The 22,596-nt window shown below is 54.6% G+C and carries 23 protein-coding genes; 17 read left to right on the top strand and 6 right to left on the bottom strand.

Annotated features, from left to right (window positions below; translation table 11 throughout):
* Positions 1 to 24: 24 nt before the first annotated feature.
* A complete protein-coding gene (sbmA, locus tag GBC03_24125; GenBank protein QFS73070.1) occupies positions 25 to 1,245 on the top strand; it encodes a peptide antibiotic transporter SbmA in 1,221 nt (406 codons plus the stop codon).
* Between the two features lie 14 nt (positions 1,246 to 1,259).
* A complete protein-coding gene (locus GBC03_24120; protein QFS73069.1) occupies positions 1,260 to 2,354 on the top strand; it encodes a DUF1615 family protein in 1,095 nt (364 codons plus the stop codon).
* 11 nt (positions 2,355 to 2,365) lie between these two features.
* Here GBC03_24120 and GBC03_24115 read toward each other — a convergent pair whose 3' ends face one another.
* Positions 2,366 to 2,674, bottom strand: coding sequence for a DUF2755 family protein (locus GBC03_24115; GenBank protein QFS73068.1), 309 nt, complete (start codon positions 2,672 to 2,674; stop codon positions 2,366 to 2,368).
* A 256-nt stretch (positions 2,675 to 2,930) separates the two neighbouring features.
* Here GBC03_24115 and GBC03_24110 point away from each other — a divergent pair, with 256 nt between their 5' ends.
* A complete protein-coding gene (locus GBC03_24110) occupies positions 2,931 to 3,137 on the top strand; it encodes a DUF2754 family protein (GenBank protein ID QFS73067.1) in 207 nt (68 codons plus the stop codon).
* Positions 3,138 to 3,182: 45 nt separating this feature from the next.
* On the opposite strand, the gene ddlA is transcribed toward GBC03_24110, so the two are convergent.
* The gene (gene ddlA / locus GBC03_24105; GenBank protein QFS73066.1) at positions 3,183 to 4,277 is read right to left on the bottom strand and encodes a D-alanine--D-alanine ligase; all 1,095 of its coding nucleotides are present in this window, start codon (positions 4,275 to 4,277) and stop codon (positions 3,183 to 3,185) included.
* Positions 4,278 to 4,405: 128 nt separating this feature from the next.
* On the opposite strand from ddlA, the gene GBC03_24100 reads away from it, so the two are divergent.
* The 6 genes from GBC03_24100 to adrA all read left to right on the top strand — a co-directional run bounded on the left by GBC03_24100 (position 4,406) and on the right by adrA (position 10,135).
* Positions 4,406 to 5,065 carry an extensin gene (locus GBC03_24100; protein ID QFS74116.1) on the top strand — a complete coding sequence of 220 codons (660 nt, stop codon included), beginning with the start codon at positions 4,406 to 4,408 and terminating at the stop codon, positions 5,063 to 5,065.
* A 168-nt stretch (positions 5,066 to 5,233) separates the two neighbouring features.
* A complete protein-coding gene (locus GBC03_24095) occupies positions 5,234 to 6,439 on the top strand; it encodes an MFS transporter (GenBank protein ID QFS73065.1) in 1,206 nt (401 codons plus the stop codon).
* A 253-nt stretch (positions 6,440 to 6,692) separates the two neighbouring features.
* A complete protein-coding gene (iraP, locus tag GBC03_24090; GenBank protein QFS73064.1) occupies positions 6,693 to 6,953 on the top strand; it encodes an anti-adapter protein IraP in 261 nt (86 codons plus the stop codon).
* A gap of 99 nt (positions 6,954 to 7,052) precedes the next feature.
* Positions 7,053 to 8,468, top strand: coding sequence for an alkaline phosphatase (phoA, locus tag GBC03_24085; GenBank protein ID QFS73063.1), 1,416 nt, complete (start codon positions 7,053 to 7,055; stop codon positions 8,466 to 8,468).
* A 127-nt stretch (positions 8,469 to 8,595) separates the two neighbouring features.
* On the top strand, positions 8,596 to 8,916 hold the full coding sequence (psiF, locus tag GBC03_24080) for a phosphate starvation-inducible protein PsiF (protein ID QFS73062.1): 321 nt from the start codon (positions 8,596 to 8,598) through the stop codon (positions 8,914 to 8,916).
* Between the two features lie 118 nt (positions 8,917 to 9,034).
* On the top strand, positions 9,035 to 10,135 hold the full coding sequence (gene adrA, locus GBC03_24075) for a diguanylate cyclase AdrA (protein ID QFS73061.1): 1,101 nt from the start codon (positions 9,035 to 9,037) through the stop codon (positions 10,133 to 10,135).
* A gap of 15 nt (positions 10,136 to 10,150) precedes the next feature.
* On the opposite strand, the gene proC is transcribed toward adrA, so the two are convergent.
* On the bottom strand, positions 10,151 to 10,960 hold the full coding sequence (proC, locus tag GBC03_24070; protein QFS73060.1) for a pyrroline-5-carboxylate reductase: 810 nt from the start codon (positions 10,958 to 10,960) through the stop codon (positions 10,151 to 10,153).
* Between the two features lie 148 nt (positions 10,961 to 11,108).
* Between proC and GBC03_24065 the strand changes: the two genes are divergently transcribed.
* From GBC03_24065 to ppnP, 5 genes are all read left to right on the top strand, one after another.
* Entirely contained in the window at positions 11,109 to 11,567 is a 459-nt protein-coding gene (locus tag GBC03_24065; protein QFS73059.1) for a YaiI/YqxD family protein, read from the top strand.
* A gap of 182 nt (positions 11,568 to 11,749) precedes the next feature.
* Complete coding sequence (aroL, locus tag GBC03_24060) at positions 11,750 to 12,295, top strand: shikimate kinase AroL (protein ID QFS73058.1); 546 nt, start codon at positions 11,750 to 11,752, stop codon at positions 12,293 to 12,295.
* Between the two features lie 25 nt (positions 12,296 to 12,320).
* Positions 12,321 to 12,512: a hypothetical protein gene (locus GBC03_24055; protein QFS73057.1), complete on the top strand. Its 192-nt coding sequence runs from the start codon at positions 12,321 to 12,323 to the stop codon at positions 12,510 to 12,512.
* Positions 12,513 to 12,764: 252 nt separating this feature from the next.
* Positions 12,765 to 13,442, top strand: a complete 678-nt coding sequence (locus tag GBC03_24050; protein QFS73056.1) for an AroM protein — start codon at positions 12,765 to 12,767, stop codon at positions 13,440 to 13,442.
* Between the two features lie 70 nt (positions 13,443 to 13,512).
* Positions 13,513 to 13,797 (top strand): pyrimidine/purine nucleoside phosphorylase, encoded by a 285-nt coding sequence (ppnP, locus tag GBC03_24045; GenBank protein QFS73055.1) that lies wholly within the window; start codon positions 13,513 to 13,515, stop codon positions 13,795 to 13,797.
* A 35-nt stretch (positions 13,798 to 13,832) separates the two neighbouring features.
* Here ppnP and rdgC read toward each other — a convergent pair whose 3' ends face one another.
* Complete coding sequence (rdgC, locus tag GBC03_24040) at positions 13,833 to 14,744, bottom strand: recombination-associated protein RdgC (protein QFS73054.1); 912 nt, start codon at positions 14,742 to 14,744, stop codon at positions 13,833 to 13,835.
* A 126-nt stretch (positions 14,745 to 14,870) separates the two neighbouring features.
* Between rdgC and GBC03_24035 the strand changes: the two genes are divergently transcribed.
* Positions 14,871 to 15,779 (top strand): fructokinase, encoded by a 909-nt coding sequence (locus GBC03_24035; protein ID QFS73053.1) that lies wholly within the window; start codon positions 14,871 to 14,873, stop codon positions 15,777 to 15,779.
* 75 nt (positions 15,780 to 15,854) lie between these two features.
* Here GBC03_24035 and sbcC read toward each other — a convergent pair whose 3' ends face one another.
* A complete protein-coding gene (gene sbcC, locus GBC03_24030; GenBank protein ID QFS73052.1) occupies positions 15,855 to 18,998 on the bottom strand; it encodes an exonuclease subunit SbcC in 3,144 nt (1,047 codons plus the stop codon).
* Positions 18,995 to 20,197, bottom strand: coding sequence for an exonuclease subunit SbcD (gene sbcD / locus GBC03_24025; protein QFS73051.1), 1,203 nt, complete (start codon positions 20,195 to 20,197; stop codon positions 18,995 to 18,997). Before sbcD ends, sbcC begins: the two co-directional genes overlap by 4 nt.
* 196 nt (positions 20,198 to 20,393) lie before the next feature.
* Between sbcD and phoB the strand changes: the two genes are divergently transcribed.
* Both phoB and phoR read left to right on the top strand, forming a co-directional pair.
* Positions 20,394 to 21,083, top strand: a complete 690-nt coding sequence (phoB, locus tag GBC03_24020) for a phosphate response regulator transcription factor PhoB (protein QFS73050.1) — start codon at positions 20,394 to 20,396, stop codon at positions 21,081 to 21,083.
* A gap of 45 nt (positions 21,084 to 21,128) precedes the next feature.
* A complete protein-coding gene (gene phoR, locus GBC03_24015; GenBank protein ID QFS73049.1) occupies positions 21,129 to 22,424 on the top strand; it encodes a phosphate regulon sensor histidine kinase PhoR in 1,296 nt (431 codons plus the stop codon).
* The last annotated feature ends 172 nt before the right edge of the window (positions 22,425 to 22,596 follow it).

The raw sequence follows: 22,596 nt of genomic DNA, 5'->3' as shown, positions 1-22,596 counted from the left end.
ATAAGAAGTTAGCAGGAGAGCATCATGTTTAAGTCTTTTTTCCCAAAGCCGGGTCCTTTTTTCCTTTCGGCTTTTATTTGGGCATTAGTTGCGGTTATTTTCTGGCAGGCTGGAGGGGGTGACTGGATTGCACGACTGACTGGCGCCGCAGGCACTGTACCTATTAGCGCTGCCCGCTTCTGGTCGCTGAGCTACCTGATTTTTTATGCCTACTATGTGCTTTGTGTCGGGTTATTTGCGCTGTTCTGGTTTCTCTACAGTCCGCATCGCTGGCAGTACTGGTCGATTCTTGGCACCTCGCTGATTATCTTTGTCACCTGGTTTCTGGTTGAAGTGGGGGTGGCCGTCAACGCCTGGTACGCGCCGTTCTACGATCTGATCCAGACCGCCCTCAGCGCGCCGCATAAAGTCACCATGAGCCAGTTCTATAACGAACTGGGGATCTTCCTTGGCATCGCGCTGATTGCCGTGGTGATTAGCGTGCTGAACAACTTTTTTGTCAGCCACTATGTGTTCCGCTGGCGTACGGCGATGAACGAATATTACATGGCGCAGTGGCAGCATCTGCGCCATATCGAGGGGGCAGCGCAGCGTGTGCAGGAAGACACCATGCGTTTTGCTTCAACGCTGGAAAGCATGGGCGTGGGCTTTATCAATGCCATCATGACGCTGATCGCCTTCCTGCCGGTGCTGGTTGCGCTTTCTCCGCACGTGCCTGAGCTGCCGATTGTCGGCCATGTGCCTTACGGCCTGGTGATTGCGGCGATCGTCTGGTCGCTGATGGGCACCGGTATGCTGGCGGCGGTCGGGTTCAAACTTCCGGGGCTGGAATTTAAAAATCAGCGAGTGGAAGCGGCCTATCGTAAAGAGCTGGTATACGGGGAAGACGATGCCAACCGCGCCACCCCGCCGACGGTTCGTGAGCTGTTCAGTGCGGTGCGCCAGAACTATTTCCGCCTCTATTTTCACTACATGTATTTTAATATCGCGCGCATTCTCTACCTGCAGGTGGACAACGTTTTCGGTTTGTTCCTGCTGTTTCCGTCGATTGTTGCCGGTACGATTACCCTGGGTCTGATGACGCAAATTAACAACGTCTTTAGCCAGGTGCGGGGCGCGTTCCAGTACCTGATCAACTCGTGGACGACGCTGGTCGAACTGATGTCTATCTATAAACGTCTGCGCAGCTTTGAGCGCGAACTGGACGAGCAGGATATTCAGGCTGTCACCCACACTCTTGGTTAACAAAAGGAAACGTTATGTCGGCGGTGTCTCGTCTTTTCCCATTGTCATTGCTGGCCGGGCTGGTGCTGGCCGGATGTAGCAGTCAGCCCTCGCAACCGCTGAAGAAAGGCGAGAAACCGGTAGACGTCGCGAGCGTGGTGCGCCAGAAAATGCCGGCCAGCGTGAAGGATCGGGACGGCTGGGCGCAGGATATTGCCAAAACCTTTGAAAGCCAGAAGCTGGCGCCCACGGTGGAAAATATCTGTTCGGTGCTGGCGGTCGCGCAGCAGGAGTCCAACTATCAGGCCGATCCGGCCGTTCCGGGATTGAGCAAAATTGCCTGGCGGGAAATAGACCGACGAGCCGAGCGGATGCACATCCCGGTTTTCCTCGTGCATACCGCGCTGAAAATCACGTCCCCGAACGGGAAAAGCTACAGCGAGCGGCTGGATACGGTAAAAACGGAAAAACAGCTCAGTGCCATTTTTGATGATTTTATCAATATGGTGCCAATGGGGCAGACGCTGTTTGGTTCACTCAATCCGGTACACACCGGCGGCCCGATGCAGGTCAGCATTGCGTTTGCCGAGCAGCACAGCAAAGGGTATCCGTGGAAAATGGAGGGAACGGTACGCCAGGAAGTGTTCAGCCGTCGCGGTGGACTCTGGTTCGGAACCTATCATCTGCTCAATTACCCGGCCAACTACAGCGCGCCGATTTTCCGCTTTGCCGACTTTAACGCCGGATGGTATGCCAGTCGTAACGCCGCATTTCAGAATGCGGTCAGTAAAGCCAGCGGCGTCAAACTGGCGCTGGATGGTGATCTGATTGCTTACGGCAGTAAAGAAGCCGGTAAAACGGAGCTGGCGGTGCGTAAACTGGCGGGCAAACTGAGTCTCAGTGAGAGCGAGATCCGCCGGCAGCTGGAGAAAGGCGACAGTCTCGCATTTGAAGAAACGGCGCTTTACGAAAACGTGTTTAAGCTTGCTGAGACAAAAACGGGGAAAGCGTTACCGCGTGAAATGCTGCCAGGTATTCAGCTGGAAAGCCCGAAAATCACCCGTAATCTCACCACGGCCTGGTTTGCAAAACGGGTCGACGATCGTCGGGCGACGTGTATGGGGCAGTAATCGCCGGGCCATTACTGGCGGCGGTAGCGCCAGCGCAGGATGGCGGCGATGACACCGAAAATCAGACTGCCGACCAGAAACGGCACCAGACCAAAGATGGTCCCGACGCCCAGCCCAATCTCCACGCGCGGGCGTCCCGTCTCTTGTACCTGCATCAGGTGCTCATATACGCCCGGTGCATGAACCAGCAGGTTCAGGATCTGCGCCCCGACCCAAAAACAGAACAGAACAAACACGGCGTAAGCAATGTTGCCTGGCGTAGAGGCGGTTTCTCGATGTTTCCCGTTAAACAAGGATTTTGAGAGAGTGAAATCAGCCATAAATGACCTCCGCGAGTAATTCTGCATCTCTGACACCATGCCAGTAACTTACCGTGAGTCTGACAGGTCATCGCGTTTGTCAATATCAGAATGATGGTAATTTCAGTCTGGGATGAATCCTGGATTGCAGATTCTTGTTGGTTGTCACAAATTGGTTACCTTAAATTAAATTTTGCAACATTTAAGAAATTCCGCATACGACACAGACCGGTTTCCCGTAATATGCAATGATGCTTTTTTTCGCTCGGGAGTTGCCATGAACCTGCCTGTAAAAATACGCCGTGACTGGCATTACTATGCCTTTGCTATCGGACTGATTTTCATTCTGAACGGTGTTGTTGGGCTGCTGGGCTTTGAAGCCAAAGGCTGGCAAACCTATGCCGTGGGTCTGGTGACCTGGGTCATCAGCTTCTGGTTGGCAGGATTGATTATTCGTCGTCGCGTGGAGGATGAAGCGGCATAAGCCTGATGAGTAAAGTCGCCATCAGGCTTACCGGGACAGCGCTGATTACATCGTCGTTTTCAGCGCATTATCTGCAGCGTGGCGTTCCAGCGCCAGTTCGATCAAACGGGTGATCAAATCGGTGTAACCTAAACCGCTGGCCTGCCAGAGTTTCGGATACATACTGATGTTGGTAAAACCTGGCAGGGTGTTGATCTCATTAATCACCACCTCATTATCGGCAGTTAAGAAGACATCGACGCGCGCCATGCCGGCACAGCCCAGCGTCTGATACGCCTGAATGGCAATCTCACGGATTTTGTCGTTGATCTGAGGCTCAATCGCCGCAGGGACCACCACTTTCGCGCCGTTATCATCAATGTATTTGGTGTCGTAGGCATAGAAATCACTGTTGAGCACGATCTCGCCACAGGTGCTGGCCTGCGGATGATCGTTGCCCAATACCGCGCACTCGATCTCACGCCCTTTGATCCCTTGTTCTACCACCACTTTGTGATCGAACTCGAACGCCAGAGCGACAGCCTGCGCGTACTGCGCTTCGCTGGTGACCTTACTGACGCCGACGGACGATCCCTGATTAGCCGGCTTAACGAACAGCGGCAGACCAAGACGGGCTTCCACCTCTGCAAAACTTATCGTATTGCGGTTGGCGCGCGTCAGCGTAATAAACGGCGCGATACTCAGTCCGGCATCCCGCAACAAACGTTTGGTGACGTCTTTATCCATGCACGCCGCAGAGCCCAGTACGTCGGAACCGACGAAGGGCAGATTCGCCACGCGCAGCATCCCCTGTAATGAACCATCTTCACCCAGCGTGCCGTGCACAATCGGGAAAATCACGTCCACGGTTGGCAGCGGCTGGCCATTCTGCGCATCAATCAACTGCTGCTCGTGTCTGCCTGGAACCTGTGCCAGGCTGGTCGCAGAAGGACGCAGCGCAATATGCGCCGGATCGTTTGCATTGAGCAGGTAATTGTTGGCATCGCTGACGTGCCACTGCCCTTGTTTATCAATGCCTAACAACACGACATCAAAGCGGGTCTTGTCGATGGCATCGACAATATTTTTTGCCGATTGCAATGACACTTCATGTTCCGCTGATTTACCACCAAATACGATTCCTACCCGCAACTTTGCCATCTTAAACCCATTCCCCCGAACGCAAAGCGTATACATTACCACGACAAAACGAGGGATTCGCGGGCTTCTGCCATAATGTTAGGGAGAATTGCACGGGAGGGTGCGTGAAAGGAAAAGGCTGGCTGTTGATGATGCTTCTGGGCGTGGCGTGCGGCGTGGGATATCGCTATCTGCCGTCTTATTACAACCCGCTCACCCCTCTTGAGTTATCTGACCCGCCAAACTGGCTCACTCAATTTAAGCTTAAGCGTCTGACGCCAGCGCGTTGCCAGGCGCTGTTGCTGCAGGCAAACCAGCAGAAGCTGATTACGTCACAGCCCGTGGCCGACAGTACCGGCGAATGCCCCTTAACCGACGTGGTACGGGTGCGGGATTTCGGCGCCGTCAAACTGAGCAGCAGCTTCCTTGCTTCCTGTTCGTTAGCGCTGAGTTCTGCGCTGTATGTCGGGCAACAGGCTGTGCCGTTGACGGAACGTCTGATGATGAGCCGACTGACCCGGATCGAGCATCTCGGCAGCTTCGCCTGTCGTAATATTTACCATCGCCCTGACGCGCGTCGTAGCGAGCACGCCAGCGCGCAGGCCCTGGATATCAGCGGTTTTAGCCTTGCCGACGGCCGGCACTTCACCGTTCTGCGCGGCTGGAAGCAGGAGGAAAGCGCACCGTGGCTGCGGGCACTGCTCAGCGTGAGCTGTCAGTACTATGGCAACGGCTTAGGACCGGACTACAACGCCGCCCACGCCAACCATTTTCATCTGGGAATGCGGGGAGTTGGCCTCTGTCGCTAAGCATAAAGCCCTGTGGTTTGTTGGGTTTTAATGTGATGTATTTCACAAAAATGGTGAACGGGAAGATAAAATAGTAAATTGCGCGACAGCGCACCTCTGGATCCCCTGACAGACGCGGAGATTGTTAAACTAACCGGCGTTTTCTGCTATTTATCACGATGAGCGTTTATGGAATCCTGGAAAGTTAATCTCATTTCCGTCTGGTTCGGCTGCTTTTTTACCGGTCTGGCAATCAGTCAAATCCTGCCATTTTTGCCGCTGTATATTTCGCAGCTCGGGGTGACCTCCCATGAAGCGCTCTCGATGTGGTCTGGTCTGACTTTCAGTGTCACATTCTTAATCTCCGCGATAGTCTCTCCGCTCTGGGGGAGCCTGGCAGACCGCAAAGGTCGCAAGCTGATGCTGCTGCGCGCTTCGCTTGGCATGGCCATTGCGATACTGCTGCAAGCCTTTGCCACCAACGTCTGGCAGCTTTTTCTGCTGCGCGGCATCATGGGCTTAACGTCCGGTTATATTCCAAATGCGATGGCGCTGGTGGCGTCTCAGGTGCCTCGTGAACGTAGCGGATGGGCACTCAGTACTCTGGCGACTGCGCAAATCAGCGGTGTGATTGGCGGCCCGCTGATGGGCGGTTTTATTGCCGATCATGTGGGCTTACGCCCGGTCTTTTTTATCACCGCAATACTGCTGGTCGTCAGCTTTCTGGTCACCCTCTTTTTGATTAAAGAAGGTGTCCGCCCGACGCTGAAAAAGAGCGAGCGGTTGAGCGGGAAAGCCGTATTTGCTTCTCTGCCATATCCGGCGTTGGTTGTCAGTCTGTTTTTCACCACGCTGGTGATTCAGTTGTGCAATGGTTCAATCAGCCCGATTCTGGCGCTATTTATTAAGTCGATGGCCCCGGACAGTAACAATATTGCCTTTTTGAGTGGGTTAATCGCCTCGGTGCCTGGGGTGTCGGCACTGATTTCTGCGCCCCGGCTTGGTAAGCTTGGGGATCGCATCGGCACCGAAAGGATCCTGATGGCGACGCTGATTTGTGCGGTCGTGCTGTTCTTTGCCATGTCGTGGGTCACGACGCCTTTCCAGCTTGGGGTTTTACGTTTTCTGCTCGGTTTTGCCGATGGCGCAATGCTGCCTGCCGTCCAGACGCTGCTGGTCAAATACTCCAGCGACCAAATAACCGGGCGTATTTTTGGTTATAACCAATCGTTTATGTATCTTGGTAATGTCGCGGGTCCGCTAATGGGGGCAACGGTGTCGGCAATGGCGGGATTTCGTTGGGTATTTATTGCCACTGCGGTCATTGTGATGATTAACATTTGTCAGTTAGCCCTTGTCCTGCGCCAGCGGCGAAATATCCGTAAGCAGGTGTAAAACGATTAAAAAATGACTTAAGTAAAACTGGTCATTTTTTTTATCATAACTTTAACTTATGGCCGGGGGTGACTATTTTATTCATGACTTTTAATTTCGGGTTCTGTTTTTCTGCGAGAAACGTTTCGCTCACCGTATTCTGTGATTATTTACGCAAAGTCTTTCCTTTCTTATAAAAATACTACTTTCAGCCTCTAGGCAGCATGGATTCATAGTGATACCGTCAGCCTTCTTTAGATAAGGAAATGCGGTCATGAAAAATCTAATAGCTGAGTTGTTGCTTAAGCTTGCCCAGAAAGAGGAAGAGTCAAAAGAACTGGTTGCTCAGGTAGAAGCATTAGAGATTATCGTTACAGCGATGCTGCGCAATATGGCTCAGAACGAGCAGCAACTGTTGATTCATCAGGTTGAGGGCGCACTTGATGGCGTAAAGCCCGATGCCAGCGTTCCGGATAACGATACGGAGCTGCTGCGCCAGTATGTACAGAAGTTGTTGAGGCATCCTCGTTACTAGTTTTATTCAGCTTCTACGCTGTCATATACCTGTCATGTCAGAGACCTATAGTCGCTTTGTTTTTTATTTTAAGTGTATTAAGTACATGGAGAAAATAAAGTGAAACAAAGCGCTATCGCTCTTGCATTGTTACCGCTGCTGTATATCCCCGTTAGTCATTCTGAAACATCATCAATGTCGGTACTGGAAAACCGTGCCGCGCAGGGTGATATTACAACGCCAGGCGGAGCACGCCGATTATCGGCCGATCAAACACAAGCATTGCGCGAATCACTGAATGATAAACCAGCAAAAAATATTATTTTATTGATTGGCGATGGTATGGGTGATTCAGAAATTACCGCTGCGCGAAATTATGCTGAAGGTGCAGGTGGTTATTTTAAAGGGATTGATGCCTTACCGCTGACCGGTCAATACACCCATTATGCGCTGAATAAAAAAACCGGTAAGCCGGATTACGTGACAGATTCTGCTGCGTCGGCAACCGCATGGACAACCGGCGTGAAAACTTATAACGGCGCGCTGGGCGTCGATATTCACGAAAAAGATCACACGACGCTGCTGGAAATGGCGAAAGCGGCGGGGCTGGCGACGGGTAACGTCTCAACCGCAGAGTTGCAGGATGCCACGCCTGCCGCGCTGGTGGCGCACGTCACGTCACGTAAATGCTATGGCCCGAGCGTAACGAGCGAGAAATGCCCGACGAATGCGCTGGAAAAAGGTGGCAAAGGCTCAATAACCGAACAACTGCTGAATGCCCGTGCGGATGTGACGCTGGGCGGCGGCGCGAAAACGTTCGCCGAAACCGCGACGGCGGGCGAGTGGCAGGGGAAAACGCTGCGTGAACAGGCTCTGGCCCGGGGTTACCAACTGGTCGGCGACGCGGCCTCACTGGCGGCAATCGGCGAAGCCAGCCAGGACAAACCGCTGCTGGGACTGTTCTCTGACGGCAACATGCCTGTGCGCTGGGAAGGCCCTAAAGCGTCTTATCACGGCAATATTGATAAGCCCGCCGTGACCTGTACGCCGAATCCAAAACGCGACGATACCGTGCCGACGCTGGCGCAAATGACCGACAAAGCCATTGAGTTGCTCAGTAAAAATGAGAAAGGATTCTTCCTGCAGGTGGAAGGGGCCTCTATCGATAAACAGGATCACGCCGCCAATCCTTGCGGACAGATTGGCGAGACGGTGGATCTGGACGAAGCCGTACAGCGCGCGCTGGCCTTTGCGAAGAAAGAGGGTAACACGCTGGTGATCGTCACCGCCGATCACGCCCACGCCAGCCAGATCGTCGCGCCGGAGACAAAAGCGCCGGGTCTGACCCAGGCGTTAAACACCAAAGATGGCGCCGTGATGGTAATCAGCTACGGTAACTCCGAAGAGGAATCTCAGGAGCATACGGGCAGCCAGCTGCGCATTGCGGCCTACGGTCCTCATGCGGCCAACGTGGTCGGGCTGACCGATCAAACCGATCTGTTCTATACCATGAAAGCGGCGTTAGGCCTGAAATAATCCAGCCCCCGGCAGGATAACGTTTGCTGTCGGGTGGTTTTTTTATTGTTAGCAGCCAGACTTATCTGAATATCCCCGCGTTTACCTGCGGGAGATAGTCGAGTGAATACTCAAAAAGGATGGTGCTATGAAAATAACATTACTGGTTACCCTATTGTTTGGGTTGATCTTTTTAACGACCGTTGGTGCGGCGGAGAAAACATTAACGCCGCAGCAGCAGCGCATGACCACCTGTAATCAACAGGCGACGGCGAAGACGTTGAAAGGCGATGCCCGTAAGACATACATGAGCGATTGCCTTAAAAACAGTCAGTCAGCTCCCGGTGAAAAAAGCCTGACGCCGCAACAGCAAAAAATGCGCGAATGCAACGTCAAGGCGACGGAACAATCGCTGAAAGGTGACGACCGCAGTAAGTTTATGAGTGCCTGCCTGAAGAAAGCGGCGTAGCCCCGACGTAGTGCTAACGGGTGAGCAAAGAAAAACGCTCACCCGAAATATCATACTTTCCCCGCCAGACCCGTCTCTATAATTTGGGAAAATTGTTTCAGAATGTTCCCAAAAAATAATGAATGACGAAAACTTTTACAAAAAAGCGGTCGACCTGGATGAAGAGTCTTTTTCATCGCAGCAAAATGACCATCAACGCTCTGGACTGCGATTCGCCCGGCGAGTGAGAGTGCCGCGTGCAGTGGCGTTGGGGGGGATGTTTTTCCCTGTCGCCGCAGCGCTGGTCGCGAATCCCGTATCCGGCGTCTGGTGGCTGTTGCTGGTGGGATGGGCGTTCGTCTGGCCGCACCTGGCCTGGCAAATCGCCAGCAGGGCCGTCGATCCGCTGAGTCGGGAATTTGCCAATTTAAAAACGGATGCGGTCCTCGCCGGAATGTGGATAGGTCTGATGGGGGCCAATGCACTGCCCTCCACCGCGCTGTTGATGATCATGTGCATGAATCTGATGGGCGCAGGCGGCGCGCGACTGTTTATCACCGGGCTTGCCCTGATGGTGATCGCTTGTCTGGTCACGCTGCAGCTGACGGGCGTCTCTCTGGCCTTAAGAAGCGCACCACTGGAAGGAGGGCTGACGCTGCCGGTCATGGTGATATACCCGCTGTTATTCTCCTGGGTCAGCTATCAGGCCGCGACAAAACTGGCGCAGCACAAGCGTCGGTTGCAGGTGATGAGCACCTGTGACGGCATGACGGGGGTCTACAACCGGCGGCACTGGGAAATATTACTGCGCAATGAATTTGAGCACAGTCGTCGCCAGCATCGGGATGCCACGCTGCTGATCATCGATATCGACCACTTTAAGAGCATTAACGATACCTGGGGACATGACGTTGGCGACGAAGCCATTCTGGCGCTGACCCAGCAGTTGAGAATGACCCTGCGCGGGAGCGATGTGATCGGGCGTTTTGGTGGTGATGAATTTGCGGTGATCATGTGCGGTACGCCAGCGGAGAGCGCCATAGCGGCGATGTCGCGGGTTCATGAGGGGTTACAAGGGCTACGCCTGGCCTGCGCGCCGCAGGTTATTTTGCATATCAGCGTCGGCGTTGCACCGTTAACCCCGCAGTTCGGTCACTATCGGGAATGGCTGAAATCAGCCGATCTGGCACTCTACAAAGCAAAGAATGCCGGACGTAACCGCACCGAAGTGGCGGCCTGACGTCCGGTTGTTCACTCAGGACTTACTGAGTTTCTCTGACTTCTCCATACACTTCGCCATCGCTTCAATCACTGCCGCGCGAAATCCTCGCTCTTCCAGTACGCGGACTGCTTCAATCGTCGTGCCGCCAGGCGAACAGACCATATCTTTCAGTACGCCAGGATGCTCGCCGGTTTCCAGCACCATCTTTGCCGAACCCATGACCGCCTGAGCGGCAAATTTGTAAGCCTGCGCGCGCGGCATCCCGCCCAGTACAGCGGCATCGGCCATTGCTTCGATAAACATAAAAACATACGCCGGGGCGGAGCCGCTGACGCCAACCACCGGGTGAATCATCGGCTCGGCAATGACTTCGGCTTCGCCAAAGCAGCGGAAAATATTCAACACGTCAGCGGTATCTTCCGGGGTAACCAGCGCGTTTGGCGTCACCGACGTCATCCCGGCATTAACCAATGATGGCGTATTCGGCATCGCACGTACGATTTTCCGGTCATGCCCCAGCGCGCGGGCGAGTTGATCGAGGGTTACGCCTGCTGCAATAGAGACCACCAGCGACTCTTTATTGAGACTGGAGGTGACTTCGCTGAGTACTTTGATCATGATGCCCGGCTTCACGGCGCCGAAAACAATATCCGCCACCTGGGCCACTTCCTGAGCGGACTGCGCGGCGTTGATACCGTACTGGTCATGCAGCGCGGCGACTTTATCGGGGGAAGGGGTGTAGACCCAGATCTGGCCGGGAAGCACCTGACCGCTGGCAATCAGGCCGCCGAGGATCGCTTTCCCCATATTACCGCAGCCGATAAAACCGATTTTCTTCTCCATCTCGTCACTCCCTATGGGTGATAGTTGTTGTTTTGTTTGATAAAGCCTAGCTTAGCGCGGATTGAAAGACGCATGAAGGATAAACAGCACTTTGCCGCAGCGCAAAAGCACGAGACAATAGCCGATTGCACAAGAAACGGGAGACAGTATGACCATATGGGTGGATGCGGATGCGTGTCCGAACGTAATTAAAGAGATCCTCTATCGTGCTGCCGGGCGCATGCAAATGTCGCTGACTCTGGTAGCGAACCAGAGCCTGCGCGTGCCACCGTCACCGTATATCCGTACGCTGCGCGTTCCTGCGGGCTTTGACGTGGCGGACAACGAGATTGTGCGTCAGTGCGCGGCAGGCGATCTGGTCATCACTGCCGATATCCCGCTGGCCGCTGAGGTGCTGGCGAAAGGCGCATCTGCGCTCAATCCGCGTGGTGAACGCTACACCGAATCGACCATTCGTGAACGTTTGACGATGCGCGATTTTATGGATACGTTGCGCGCCAGCGGGATCCAGACGGGTGGGCCGGATAGCCTCTCTGCGCGCGATCGCCAGCATTTTGCGGCGGAGCTGGAAAAGTGGTGGCTGGAAGTTCAGCGCAGAAAAGCGTGAATGTAATTTATTTTTTACACTTTCCTCAGCGCCATTTCTTGATATAGTAGGGCATGCATTGATGTTTCTACTTTGAGTGGAATAAATTCTTTACACTTAACGCTGTACTAGTTTGATGGTATGATTATTCCTTTAATGACATCTGATCCCGCAGCTTTGCGGCTTTCTGGGGAACGCCCACTATGACGCAACCGCTTTATCTTGTTGGCCCACGCGGCTGTGGAAAAACAACGGTTGGCATGGCGCTGGCTACGGCAATTGGCTGTCGGTTTGTGGATACCGATCAATGGCTGCAGTCGCAGGTACAAATGACCGTGGCGGAAATCGTCGAGCGTGAAGGCTGGCCGGGATTTCGCGCCAGAGAAACGGCCGCATTGGAGGCGGTGACCGCGCCGTCGACGGTCGTCGCGACGGGGGGAGGAATTATTCTCACCGACTATAACCGCCATTTTATGCGTGATAACGGCATCGTCATTTATTTAAGCGCGCCGGTCCCAACGCTGGTTAATCGTCTTGAGGCGTCGCCTGAAGAGGAGCTGCGTCCCACGCTGACCGGTAAACCCCTGAGCGAAGAGGTGCAGGAGGTGCTGCAACAGCGGGACATGTTGTATCGCGAGGCGGCCCATTTCATCATTGATGCAGCGAAATCACCCAGCCAGGTGATTTCTGAAATTCAGCGCAGGCTGGCGCAGTGCGCGCTGCGCAGACAAGGCGGGGTCTATACTTAAACTTCATTCGACAGAAGGAAGCACTATGCCAACCAAACCGCCTTATCCACGTAAAGCGTATATTGTCACCATTGAGAAAGGGACGCCGGGGCAGACGGTCACCTGGTATCAGCTGCGCGCCGATCACCCGAAACCGGATTCGTTAATCAGCGAGCATCCCAGCGCGCAGGAAGCGATGGATGCGAAAGCCCGTTACGAAGATCCCGATAAAACCTGATGACTGAACGGCTCGGAATGGAATCTGAGTGAGTGCAAACCCTACCAGCATCACATTTTTCACCGAAGAATCGTTGTACCTGAAAACTAACATCAAACAATAACAATCTATTACTGGAATTATCTGGAATCTTTACACAGCGATTTGTGCTGCACCTGCTACGCTTTTTTGCATTTGCAAAGGTAAGTGTCGGCAGTGGTGCAGCGCATTTACCCGGGAATAAACGACGAAGTAAAAAAGAAGGTGGAAAAAATGAGTGCGTCGTTGGCTATCCTCACCATCGGTGTTGTACCCATGAGTGAAGTTTTACCGCTTCTGACCGAGTACATCGACGAACAACATATCACCCATCACAGCCTGCTGGGAAAAATGAGCCGTGATGACGTTCTGGCTGAGTACGCAATCGATTCCGGCGAGGAGCCGCTGCTCACTCTGCTTAACGATAATCAACTGGCTTATGTCTCGCGCCAGAAAGTGGAACGCGACCTGCAAAGCGTCGTCGAAGTGCTGGATAACCAGGGCTACGATGTCATTCTGTTGATGAGTACAGCTTCAATTAACAGCATGACGGCGCGTAACAGTATTCTGCTGGAGCCGCTGCGCATTATTCCGCCGCTGGTGGCCTCGATTGTCGATGGGCATCAGGTGGGGGTGATTGTGCCGGTGGAAGAGCTGATGGCGGCCCAGACGGAGAAATGGCAGGTTTTGCAGTCTCCTCCTGTCTATTCTTTGGCAAATCCGGTACATGGAAGCACGCAGCAGTTGATTGATGCCGGCAAAGCGCTGCTGGAGCAAGGGGCGGATGTCATTATGCTCGACTGCCTTGGTTTTCATCAGCACCACCGCGATGTCCTGCAAAAATCGCTGGATGTTCCGGTGCTGCTCTCTAATGTGCTGATCGCGCGGCTGGCTTCAGAACTGCTGGTTTAATTTTACGTGACAGGCCAAAGGGCTGGCCCCTATATTGGTTGTCAATTTACCAACGAGACAGGGCCCGTTTATGCTTCAAAGTAACGAATACTTTTCCGGCAAAGTAAAATCAATCGGCTTTACCAGCAGCAGTACTGGCCGTGCCAGTGTGGGCGTGATGCTGGAAGGGGAATACACCTTCGGCACCGCAGAGCCTGAAGAGATGACGGTGGTGAGCGGCGCGTTGAATGTGTTGTTGCCGGATGCTACCGAATGGAAGGTGTATGCCGCAGGAGAGGTGTTCAACGTCCCGGGTCATAGCGAGTTTCACTTACAGGTCGCCGAACCGACCTCATATCTTTGCCGCTATCTGTAATGATTTTCCCTCTCCGTGTGGAGAGGGAATATTGTTTAGCGCTGCGCTTCGCCGCCTAACCCTTCTACCAGATTCTGAATCAACGCCGCCAGTTCACCGGTCATCAGGATAAAGTCCGCGTCAAAACGCTGGGCGAAATCTTCCCGGTCGATATCTTCGTTTTGATCGCGCAGTTCGTCGCTGAATTTCAGACGCTTGATCGAACCGTCATCGCAGATCATAAACTGAATACGCTGCTGCCAGTCGAGCGCCAGCTTGGTCACCACTTTACCGGCTTCAATGTGGACGGCTATTTCGTCGCTCACCAGATCCTGTTTTTTCGCCCGGATCACGCCGCCGTCTTCCAGCATCGCTTTCAGTTCGGCTTCGTCGAGTAACTGGAAGCCCTGAGCCACGGTGCCGGAACGCACCCATTCGGTAAGCGTCAGCTCAATCGGGTTTTCCAGCGCCAGCGGAACCACTGGCAGAGAACCGAGGCTCTTACGCAGCAGCGCCAGCGTATCTTCCGCTTTTTTCGCGCTTGCGCAGTCCACCATGATCAACCCGTTCACGGTGTCGATCCACATCATGGTCTGACTAAAGCGGCTAAAGGCGCGTGGCAGCAGCGAATGCAGCACTTCATCCTTCAGCGAGTCTTTCTCGGTTTTCTTCAGTTTGCGCGCCTGCTCGGCTTCCAGTTTGGCGATCTTCGCTTCCAGCGCCTGTTTGATCACCGGAGAGGGCAGGATCTTCTCTTCTTTACGCGCGCAAATCAAAATCTGGCCGTTGTTGGTATGCGTCAACGCATCGCTGTGCGATCCCATTGGCGGCACCCAGCCCGTTTTTGCCATATCCTGGCTACCGCAAGGGGTAAACGTCATCGAGGCTAGCTGTTTTTCCATCTCCTCGGCACGCAATGAAATATCGCGGCTAAGACGGTAAACCATTAAATTTTTGAACCACAGCATGATAATTTCCACGGCCTTGTCGTTAAATTCAGCGCGTATAGTAACGAATTGTCGGCGGGCTTGCATTGCCATTCCCAATGCCTCGCTCTACTCTGTTGATATTCCCTAAAAAATGAGGAACACCGTGTGCGTATTGGGATTGATTTAGGCGGCACCAAAACGGAAGTCATCGCGCTCAGTGAGGCCGGGGAGCAACGGTTCCGCCATCGTCTGCCGACGCCGCGAAACGACTATCAGCAAACCATCGAAACCATTGCCACGCTGGTGGCGATGGCGGAAAAAGCCACCGGGCAAACGGGCACGGTGGGGATCGGCATCCCCGGTTCCATTTCGCCCTATACCGGTGTGGTGAAGAATGCCAACTCCACGTGGCTGAACGGTCAGCCGTTTGATAAAGACCTCAGCGCACGTCTGCAACGTGACGTACGTCTGGCGAATGACGCGAACTGTCTGGCGGTTTCTGAGGCGGTCGATGGCGCCGCTGCCGGGGCGCAGACGGTTTTTGCGGTGATCATTGGTACCGGTTGCGGCGCGGGCGTGGCGCTTAACGGTCGGGCGCACATCGGCGGCAACGGTACGGCGGGCGAGTGGGGGCACAATCCTTTGCCGTGGATGGATGAGGATGAGCTTCGCTATCGTGAAGAAGTCCCCTGTTACTGTGGAAAACAGGGATGCATTGAGACGTTTATTTCCGGCACCGGGTTCGCCACCGATTACCATCGCCTGAGCGGCAATCCGCTTAAAGGCAGTGAGATTATCCGCCTGGTGGAGGCGCAAAACGCGCTGGCTGAACTGGCGCTCAGCCGCTATGAACGGCGTCTGGCGAAATCGCTGGCCCATGTGGTGAATATTCTCGACCCCGATGTTTTCGTCCTCGGCGGCGGGATGAGCAACATTGATCGCCTGTACAAAACGATTCCGCCGCTGATTAAACAGTTTGTGTTCGGCGGGGAGTGCGAAACGCCGGTGCGCAAAGCCCTGCACGGCGACTCCAGCGGCGTGCGTGGCGCCGCGTGGCTGTGGCCACAGAAATAGTGGCAGGGGGAGGCCGGAGGGCGACGCCAGTGCGCCTTATCCGGCCTGCGGCACCCGCAGACATGACGTCACCCACTATTCCACTGCAAACATTTTGTCGAGTTTGCTGTAGCCCAGCCCGTTGATTTTCTTCACCTTAATCTGCACCGGAATACGTTCTTTCATCGCTTCCACATGGCTAATCACGCCGATGGTTTTTCCGCTGGCATTGAGCGCATCCAGCGCATCGAGGGCGGTATCCAGCGTTTCACTGTCGAGCGTGCCGAAGCCTTCGTCAAGGAACAGCGAGTCAATGCGCGTTTTGTGGCTGACCAGATCGGAGAGTGCCAGCGCCAGCGCCAGGCTGACCAGGAAGCTCTCGCCACCGGAAAGGGTACGGGTATCACGCACGGCGTCGGCCTGCCAGGTGTCGACCACCTCCAGTTCCAGCGCTTCACTGGCTTTGCGCTGCAGCAGATAGCGTCCATGGAGGCGGGTCAACTGATTGTTCGCCAGCCACACCAGGTTATCCAGGGTCAGCCCCTGGGCGAATTTGCGGAATTTATCGCCCTCTTTAGAGCCGATCAGCGCATTCAGATAGCCCCAGTCCTCAACCTGTTGCATCGCGTTGTCGATTTTTTGCATCAACGTCTGCTGCTGTTGGCGATTATCGCTATCTTGTTTTAGCTGTTGGCGTATTTCACCCTGACGTGTGGCATTGTCTCGCACCCGGTCATTTAGCTGCGCCACGGCTTGCTGAATGTGTTCAATCGACTGCGTGAGATCCAGTCCCGCAGGCGGCTGTTGCTGATGCGCCGCCAGCGCCTGGGCTGACTGCGCGGCGAGGGTCTGTGCCTGCTGAAGCTGGTTTTCCAGCGACTGCTTAAGCTGTTCCAGACGCGCGATCGCTTCGTCATCCAGCAGCGCGGCAAGAAATGCCGCCCGATCGGCAAACAGGCTGTGCGCAAGCGCGGTATCGAACTGCGCCTGCGCATCGGCGGCGCGCTGAGTCTCCTGCTGCTCCTGCTGTTGTAACGTCTGTAACTGACTGTGCAGCGATACACACTCATCGTGAACCTGACGCCAGTTTTCCAGCGTCACGCTCTCATCATCTTCTGCGTCGGTACCGGCGGCAGGCAGCGTCTCGAGCAGCGGGGTGAGCTGCGCGATGCGCGCCTGCAACGCCGTCAACTCCGTCTGCCGCTGCTGCCACGTTTGTGCATCTGCCGCACGGGCGTTTAACCACGCTTCTTCGCTGCCTTCTTCAGGAAGTGACAACGTATAGTGGCTTAACTGCGCCGACAGCGTTGCCTGGCGCCGATCGATTTGCTGACGGAACTGCTCCACCTGTTGCGCATGGGCGGTGATTTGTGCCTGTAGCTCATGGCGTTGGCTGAGCTGATAGAGCTGCTGCTCGTGCTCGTCCTGTACCGTCAGCCAGGGCTGAATATCCTCATGCGGCTGTAACGTGACGTTCAGTGCGCCGATCGCGGTTTGCCACTGTTGAGTGAGCGCTTGCTCCTCTTTAGCCAGCGTCTGCGCTTCGCTTTCGTCACGCTGTAGCTGCTGGTTTAGCGCTTCTGACTGTCCACGCAGGGCGGCACCTTCGTCAGCCAGCACTTTAACCTCTTTTTCCAGCGCGTCGCGTCGCGCCTGATTAACGACTGGCTCGAGCGCCTGATACGCCGAGACTGCGGGATGGGCGGTTGAACCGCAAAGCGGGCAGGGCTGACCGGACTGTAGCAGCGCACGCTGGCTTTCCAGGTTTTTGATCCGCGCTTCCTGTTCGCAAAGGGTTTTAACATCCTGATACTGCTGATATTTGTCTTTATACTGCTGACGCTTTGCCTCCAGCAGGGTATTGCGCCGGGCCAGCTCTTGCTTGTTGTGCGCAATCGCTGCCTGAAGTTGACTCAGACGCGCCAGCCGGGGAACGAGCTGACCGTGTAGCGAAAGCAATTGCTGGCGCAGAGGACGCTGCTGCGCATGCTGCGCCAGCGCCGTCGCAACCTCATCTGCCGTCATATTGAGCGTCACCGGCGGCAGTGCTTCCAGCTTACGGCTATCGTTTACCTGCTGTTGCTGCCATTTTGCCAGTTGAATCTTATCGCTGGCCTGCTGAGCAAACAGGGCTCGCCATCCTCCTAACTCGTTGCTCCATAAGCGAAAGCGATCGTGCGCGATTAGCCATTCGTTCAGCGTCTGTTGCGTGGCGAGCAGGGCGGTGGACTGCCGCTCAGCCTGGCGGCGCATGCGGTCGCGCAGCGAGAATCTGCTTTGTAAGCGAGCATTCACTTCGTTTATCTGCTGGCGGGTGCGGGTGACGGTAGCCGATTGTTCCTGAATGCGCTCCCACAGTGGGCGTAACGCTCTGGCAGGTTGTGCCAGGCTGAGCGTCGCCAGCTGTGGCTGGGCGTTTTCCAGCGCCTCCTGCGCAACCCGCTGCGCCTGCTGACGCTGGTTTGCGTCGGCCTGTAGTTCGTGTTGACGCGTCAGCCAGTTTAACTGCTGCTGTCCGGTCTGCTGTTGGGCGACCAGCTGTTTCTCTTCGTCAGTGAGCGCCTGCAAACTTTCTGTCAGCGTCTGCAACGCCTCTGGCGCTAACAGCGTAACGCCGCTGGCCTGCGCCTGTAATTTTTCCAGTTCGGTGCGCGCGGTTTTGTGCTGCTCAAAAACCTGGGCGGAGATCTGGCCATAAATTTCCGTGCCGGTCAGTTCTTCCAGCAGTTCCGCACGCTCCTTCGGTTTAGCGTTGAGGAACGCAGCAAACTGCCCCTGCGAGAGCAGCATTGAGCGGGTAAAGCGACCATAATCCAGCCCGGTCAGATCCGCCGTCATCTCCAGTTTGTCCTTCACCTTATCGGCAAGGATTTTCCCATCGGCGCAGCGCGCCAGTTCAACGCGCGGAACCTGTAAATTGCCGTCGGGCTGGTTGCGCGCGCGGTTCTGGCTCCAGAACGCACGATAAGCTTCGCCTTTGACTTCAAACTCCACTTCCGCCAGACATTCCGCCGTATCGCGGGTCATCAGATCGTTTTGCGATTGCGACACGGTATTCAGGCGAGGCGTCTCGTGGTACAACGCCAGGCAAATCGCATCGAGCAGCGTGGTTTTGCCGGCCCCGGTGGGACCGGTAATGGCAAACAGACCGTTGCTGGCAAACGGCTCTGCTGTGAAATCGACCTTCCATTCCCCTTTCAGTGAGTTGAGGTTTTTCAGGCGTAGACTGAGAATCTTCATGCCTCATGCTCCCCGGAAAGTGTCTGTAACGTGCGGTGAAAAAGTGATGTCAAACGTTCGCACTGAGGCGGCTCAAGTTCTTCCAGCGCCAGGCGGCGTGAAAATACCTCGTCCACGCTCAGTTCGCTCAGCGTTTCCCGGCGTTCGTTACTCAACATGCGCTCGCGCTGCTCCCGGCTGCGGCGGACTAACAGCACCTCAACGGGCAGCGTTTCCGTCAGCGCCTGAATTTTACGCTGCATATCATGCAGGTATTCATCGGTGGTGATTTCGATATCCAGCCAGACCGGAGGGCTTTGCTCGCTATCGCGCCACTGCTCCAGCTGTTCGGTAATCGCGGCGAGATCGCCTTTCAACACCGCCAGCGGTTGTGTGACCGGAACGGTGAGTTCTTCGACGCTGGCTAACTTGCCGTCCAGGAAGTCCACCCGATGCACGTATTTGTTTTTGCCGCATTCGTCAAAACTCAGCGCGATGGGGGAGCCGCAGTAGCGGATATGCTCTGTGCCGCCAATCTTCTGCGCCCGATGGATGTGGCCCAGCGCGATGTAATCGGCGGGCGGGAAGTTCTGTGCCGGAAAAGCATCCAGCGTGCCAATATAAATGTCACGAACGGCGTCACTTTTACTGGCGCCGACGGTGGTCAGGTGGCCGGTGGCAATAATCGGCAGGGCGAGATCGCCGCGCAATGCGCAGGCAGCCTCGTATTGCTGTTGGTAATAGTCGGTGATGGCACCCAGCAGATGCTGCTGTTTTTCTTGACCGGACAGGCCCGCCTGGCTGCTGATAATGTCGCGCGGGCGTAGAAACGGCACCGGACACAGCACTGCGCCAGGTTGACCGTCGCGACGATTCAGTATTTGCGGCGCGCAGCCAGCGCTGGCCACAACCGTGGTATTGAGAAACGCCAGAATCTCGCGGGATTCATTCAGCGTAGCGACGGAGTCATGGTTTCCTGCTAATACCACCAGATGACAGCCCGTTTGCTGCAGGTTGACCACAAAACGGTTGTAGATCTCACGGGCATAGCTTGGCGGTGAGCCGGTATCGAAGATATCGCCTGCAACGACTATCGCATCCACCTGCTGTTCGACCGCCGTTTCCAGCAGCCAGTCGAGAAAGGCCTGATGTTCAGCGGCGCGGCTTTTGCTGTAAAAATTTTGTCCCAGATGCCAGTCAGAGGTGTGAAGGATGCGCATAACGGTTCCATGGCAAAAAAGCATAAAGGGGATTATAACCATTCGTGGGCTGTAATATCTCGTTTCTCGGGTGTCATAAATCAACAACCTAAGGTTAACGTCAGCACGCATTTTCATAAATCTGTCATAAAACTGACGCATAATGACGCCGCATTAAGACAGATGATGATAAGCAACTTATATAACAGGGCAAATCATGGCGAGACGTATTCTGGTCGTAGAAGATGAAGCTCCAATTCGCGAAATGGTCTGTTTCGTGCTTGAGCAAAATGGTTTTCAGCCCGTTGAAGCTGAAGATTATGACAGTGCGGTGAACCAGCTTAATGAACCCTGGCCGGATTTGATCCTTCTTGACTGGATGTTGCCCGGCGGTTCTGGTCTACAGTTTATTAAACACCTCAAGCGTGAAGCGATGACCCGGGATATTCCGGTCATGATGTTGACCGCCAGAGGGGAAGAAGAGGATCGCGTACGTGGCCTGGAAACCGGTGCGGACGACTACATTACTAAACCGTTCTCCCCGAAAGAACTGGTTGCCCGTATCAAAGCGGTGATGCGCCGGATTTCGCCGATGGCGGTGGAAGAAGTCATCGAGATGCAGGGGCTAAGCCTGGATCCCACATCGCACCGCGTGATGACCGGCGAAAATCCGCTTGATATGGGGCCGACGGAATTTAAACTCCTGCATTTCTTCATGACCCACCCCGAACGGGTATACAGCCGCGAACAGCTGCTGAACCACGTCTGGGGCACCAACGTCTACGTTGAGGATCGTACGGTCGATGTGCACATTCGCCGTCTGCGCAAGGCGCTGGAAACCAGCGGCCACGATCGGATGGTACAAACGGTTCGCGGGACAGGGTATCGTTTTTCGACCCGTTTTTGAAAGACAAGAATAAATAAGAGCCTGGCTCTGAAGGGAGAGTGACCCGTGCTGGAACGGCTGTCATGGAAAAGGCTGGTGCTGGAACTGATACTTTGCTGTATCCCGGCCTTGATCCTAAGTGCATTTTTTGGTTACCTGCCGTGGTTTTTACTGGCATCGGTAACAGGACTGCTGATCTGGCATTTCTGGAATTTATTACGCCTCTCATGGTGGCTGTGGGTCGACAGAAGCATGACGCCGCCGCCGGGACGAGGCAGTTGGGAACCGCTGCTGTACGGTTTGCATCAGATGCAACTGCGCAATAAAAAGCGCCGTCGCGAGCTGGGCAATCTGATTAAACGCTTTCGCAGCGGGGCAGAGTCACTGCCCGATGCGGTGGTGTTGACCACTGAAGAGGGTGGGATCTTCTGGTGTAATGGCCTCGCGCAACAGGTGCTGGGCTTACGCTGGCCGGACGATAGCGGACAAAACATCCTGAACCTGCTGCGCTACCCGGAGTTTACGCAGTACCTTAAGCTGCGGGATTTTAGCCGACCGTTAAATCTGGTACTCAATACCGGTCGACACCTGGAAATTCGCGTCATGCCGTACACCGATAAGCAACTGCTGATGGTGGCGCGCGACATGACACAGATGCACCAGCTTGAAGGCGCGAGACGCAATTTCTTTGCCAACGTGAGCCATGAACTGCGCACCCCGCTAACGGTGTTGCAGGGCTATCTCGAGATGATGCACGAACAGACGCTGGAAGGGGCAACGCGCGAAAAAGCGCTATTGACAATGCGTGAACAAACCTCGCGCATGGAAGGACTGGTGAAACAGTTGCTTACGCTGTCGAAAATTGAAGCCGCACCGACGCTTCTGCTCAATGAACAGGTCGATGTGCCGATGATGCTGCGTATGGTCGAACGTGAAGCGCAGACGCTCAGCCAGCAGAAGCACACGTTCAGCTTTGAGGTGGATAACCAGCTCAAAGTGCTGGGGAATGAAGAACAACTGCGTAGCGCAATGTCCAACCTGGTGTATAACGCAGTGAATCATACGCCAGCGGGAACCCATATCACCGTCCGCTGGCACGCGGCGCCGTACGGCGCGGAGTTTAGCGTGGAAGATAACGGGCCAGGCATTGCGCCGGAACATATCCCGCGGTTAACGGAGCGGTTTTATCGCGTTGATAAAGCGCGATCGCGGCAAACGGGCGGCAGTGGACTGGGACTGGCTATCGTAAAACATGCGCTGAATCATCATGAAAGTCGCCTGAATATCGAGAGTCAACTGGGCAAAGGCACGCGCTTTAGTTTTGTGCTGCCGGAACGATTAATTGCCAAAAAAAGTGCTTAAAGTACAATCGTAAGGTTTTCTTTCCATAAGCCAGCCAATGCTGGCTTATTTTCTTTGCGGCTAAGATAAGTCTGCTGAATTTATCCGCGCCTGGTTGTTTTTTGTTCGAATGATAAGCCATGACTTTTTCTTTAACATAGTGTTTTGCACTGGTTCTTTATTTGATACCACT

The organism is Citrobacter telavivensis (assembly GCA_009363175.1).
Classification (GTDB): Bacteria; Pseudomonadota; Gammaproteobacteria; order Enterobacterales; family Enterobacteriaceae; genus Citrobacter_A; species Citrobacter_A telavivensis.
Note: the sequence above shows the minus strand (reverse complement) of the source record. Positions and strands in the feature narration are given on the sequence as shown.

Excerpts from the sequence above, each read along its gene's own strand:
- sbmA (QFS73070.1), top strand. The coding sequence starts at position 25 with ATGTTTAAGTCTTTTTTCCCAAAGCCGGGTCCTTTTTTCCTTTCGGCT.
- GBC03_24120 (QFS73069.1), top strand. The coding sequence starts at position 1,260 with ATGTCGGCGGTGTCTCGTCTTTTCCCATTGTCATTGCTGGCCGGGCTG.
- GBC03_24115 (QFS73068.1), bottom strand. The coding sequence starts at position 2,674 with ATGGCTGATTTCACTCTCTCAAAATCCTTGTTTAACGGGAAACATCGA.
- GBC03_24110 (QFS73067.1), top strand. The coding sequence starts at position 2,931 with ATGAACCTGCCTGTAAAAATACGCCGTGACTGGCATTACTATGCCTTT.
- ddlA (QFS73066.1), bottom strand. The coding sequence starts at position 4,277 with ATGGCAAAGTTGCGGGTAGGAATCGTATTTGGTGGTAAATCAGCGGAA.
- GBC03_24100 (QFS74116.1), top strand. The coding sequence starts at position 4,406 with ATGATGCTTCTGGGCGTGGCGTGCGGCGTGGGATATCGCTATCTGCCG.
- GBC03_24095 (QFS73065.1), top strand. The coding sequence starts at position 5,234 with ATGGAATCCTGGAAAGTTAATCTCATTTCCGTCTGGTTCGGCTGCTTT.
- iraP (QFS73064.1), top strand. The coding sequence starts at position 6,693 with ATGAAAAATCTAATAGCTGAGTTGTTGCTTAAGCTTGCCCAGAAAGAG.
- psiF (QFS73062.1), top strand. The coding sequence starts at position 8,596 with ATGAAAATAACATTACTGGTTACCCTATTGTTTGGGTTGATCTTTTTA.
- adrA (QFS73061.1), top strand. The coding sequence starts at position 9,035 with ATGAATGACGAAAACTTTTACAAAAAAGCGGTCGACCTGGATGAAGAG.
- proC (QFS73060.1), bottom strand. The coding sequence starts at position 10,960 with ATGGAGAAGAAAATCGGTTTTATCGGCTGCGGTAATATGGGGAAAGCG.
- GBC03_24065 (QFS73059.1), top strand. The coding sequence starts at position 11,109 with ATGACCATATGGGTGGATGCGGATGCGTGTCCGAACGTAATTAAAGAG.
- aroL (QFS73058.1), top strand. The coding sequence starts at position 11,750 with ATGACGCAACCGCTTTATCTTGTTGGCCCACGCGGCTGTGGAAAAACA.
- GBC03_24055 (QFS73057.1), top strand. The coding sequence starts at position 12,321 with ATGCCAACCAAACCGCCTTATCCACGTAAAGCGTATATTGTCACCATT.
- GBC03_24050 (QFS73056.1), top strand. The coding sequence starts at position 12,765 with ATGAGTGCGTCGTTGGCTATCCTCACCATCGGTGTTGTACCCATGAGT.
- ppnP (QFS73055.1), top strand. The coding sequence starts at position 13,513 with ATGCTTCAAAGTAACGAATACTTTTCCGGCAAAGTAAAATCAATCGGC.
- rdgC (QFS73054.1), bottom strand. The coding sequence starts at position 14,744 with ATGCTGTGGTTCAAAAATTTAATGGTTTACCGTCTTAGCCGCGATATT.
- sbcC (QFS73052.1), bottom strand. The coding sequence starts at position 18,998 with ATGAAGATTCTCAGTCTACGCCTGAAAAACCTCAACTCACTGAAAGGG.
- sbcD (QFS73051.1), bottom strand. The coding sequence starts at position 20,197 with ATGCGCATCCTTCACACCTCTGACTGGCATCTGGGACAAAATTTTTAC.
- phoB (QFS73050.1), top strand. The coding sequence starts at position 20,394 with ATGGCGAGACGTATTCTGGTCGTAGAAGATGAAGCTCCAATTCGCGAA.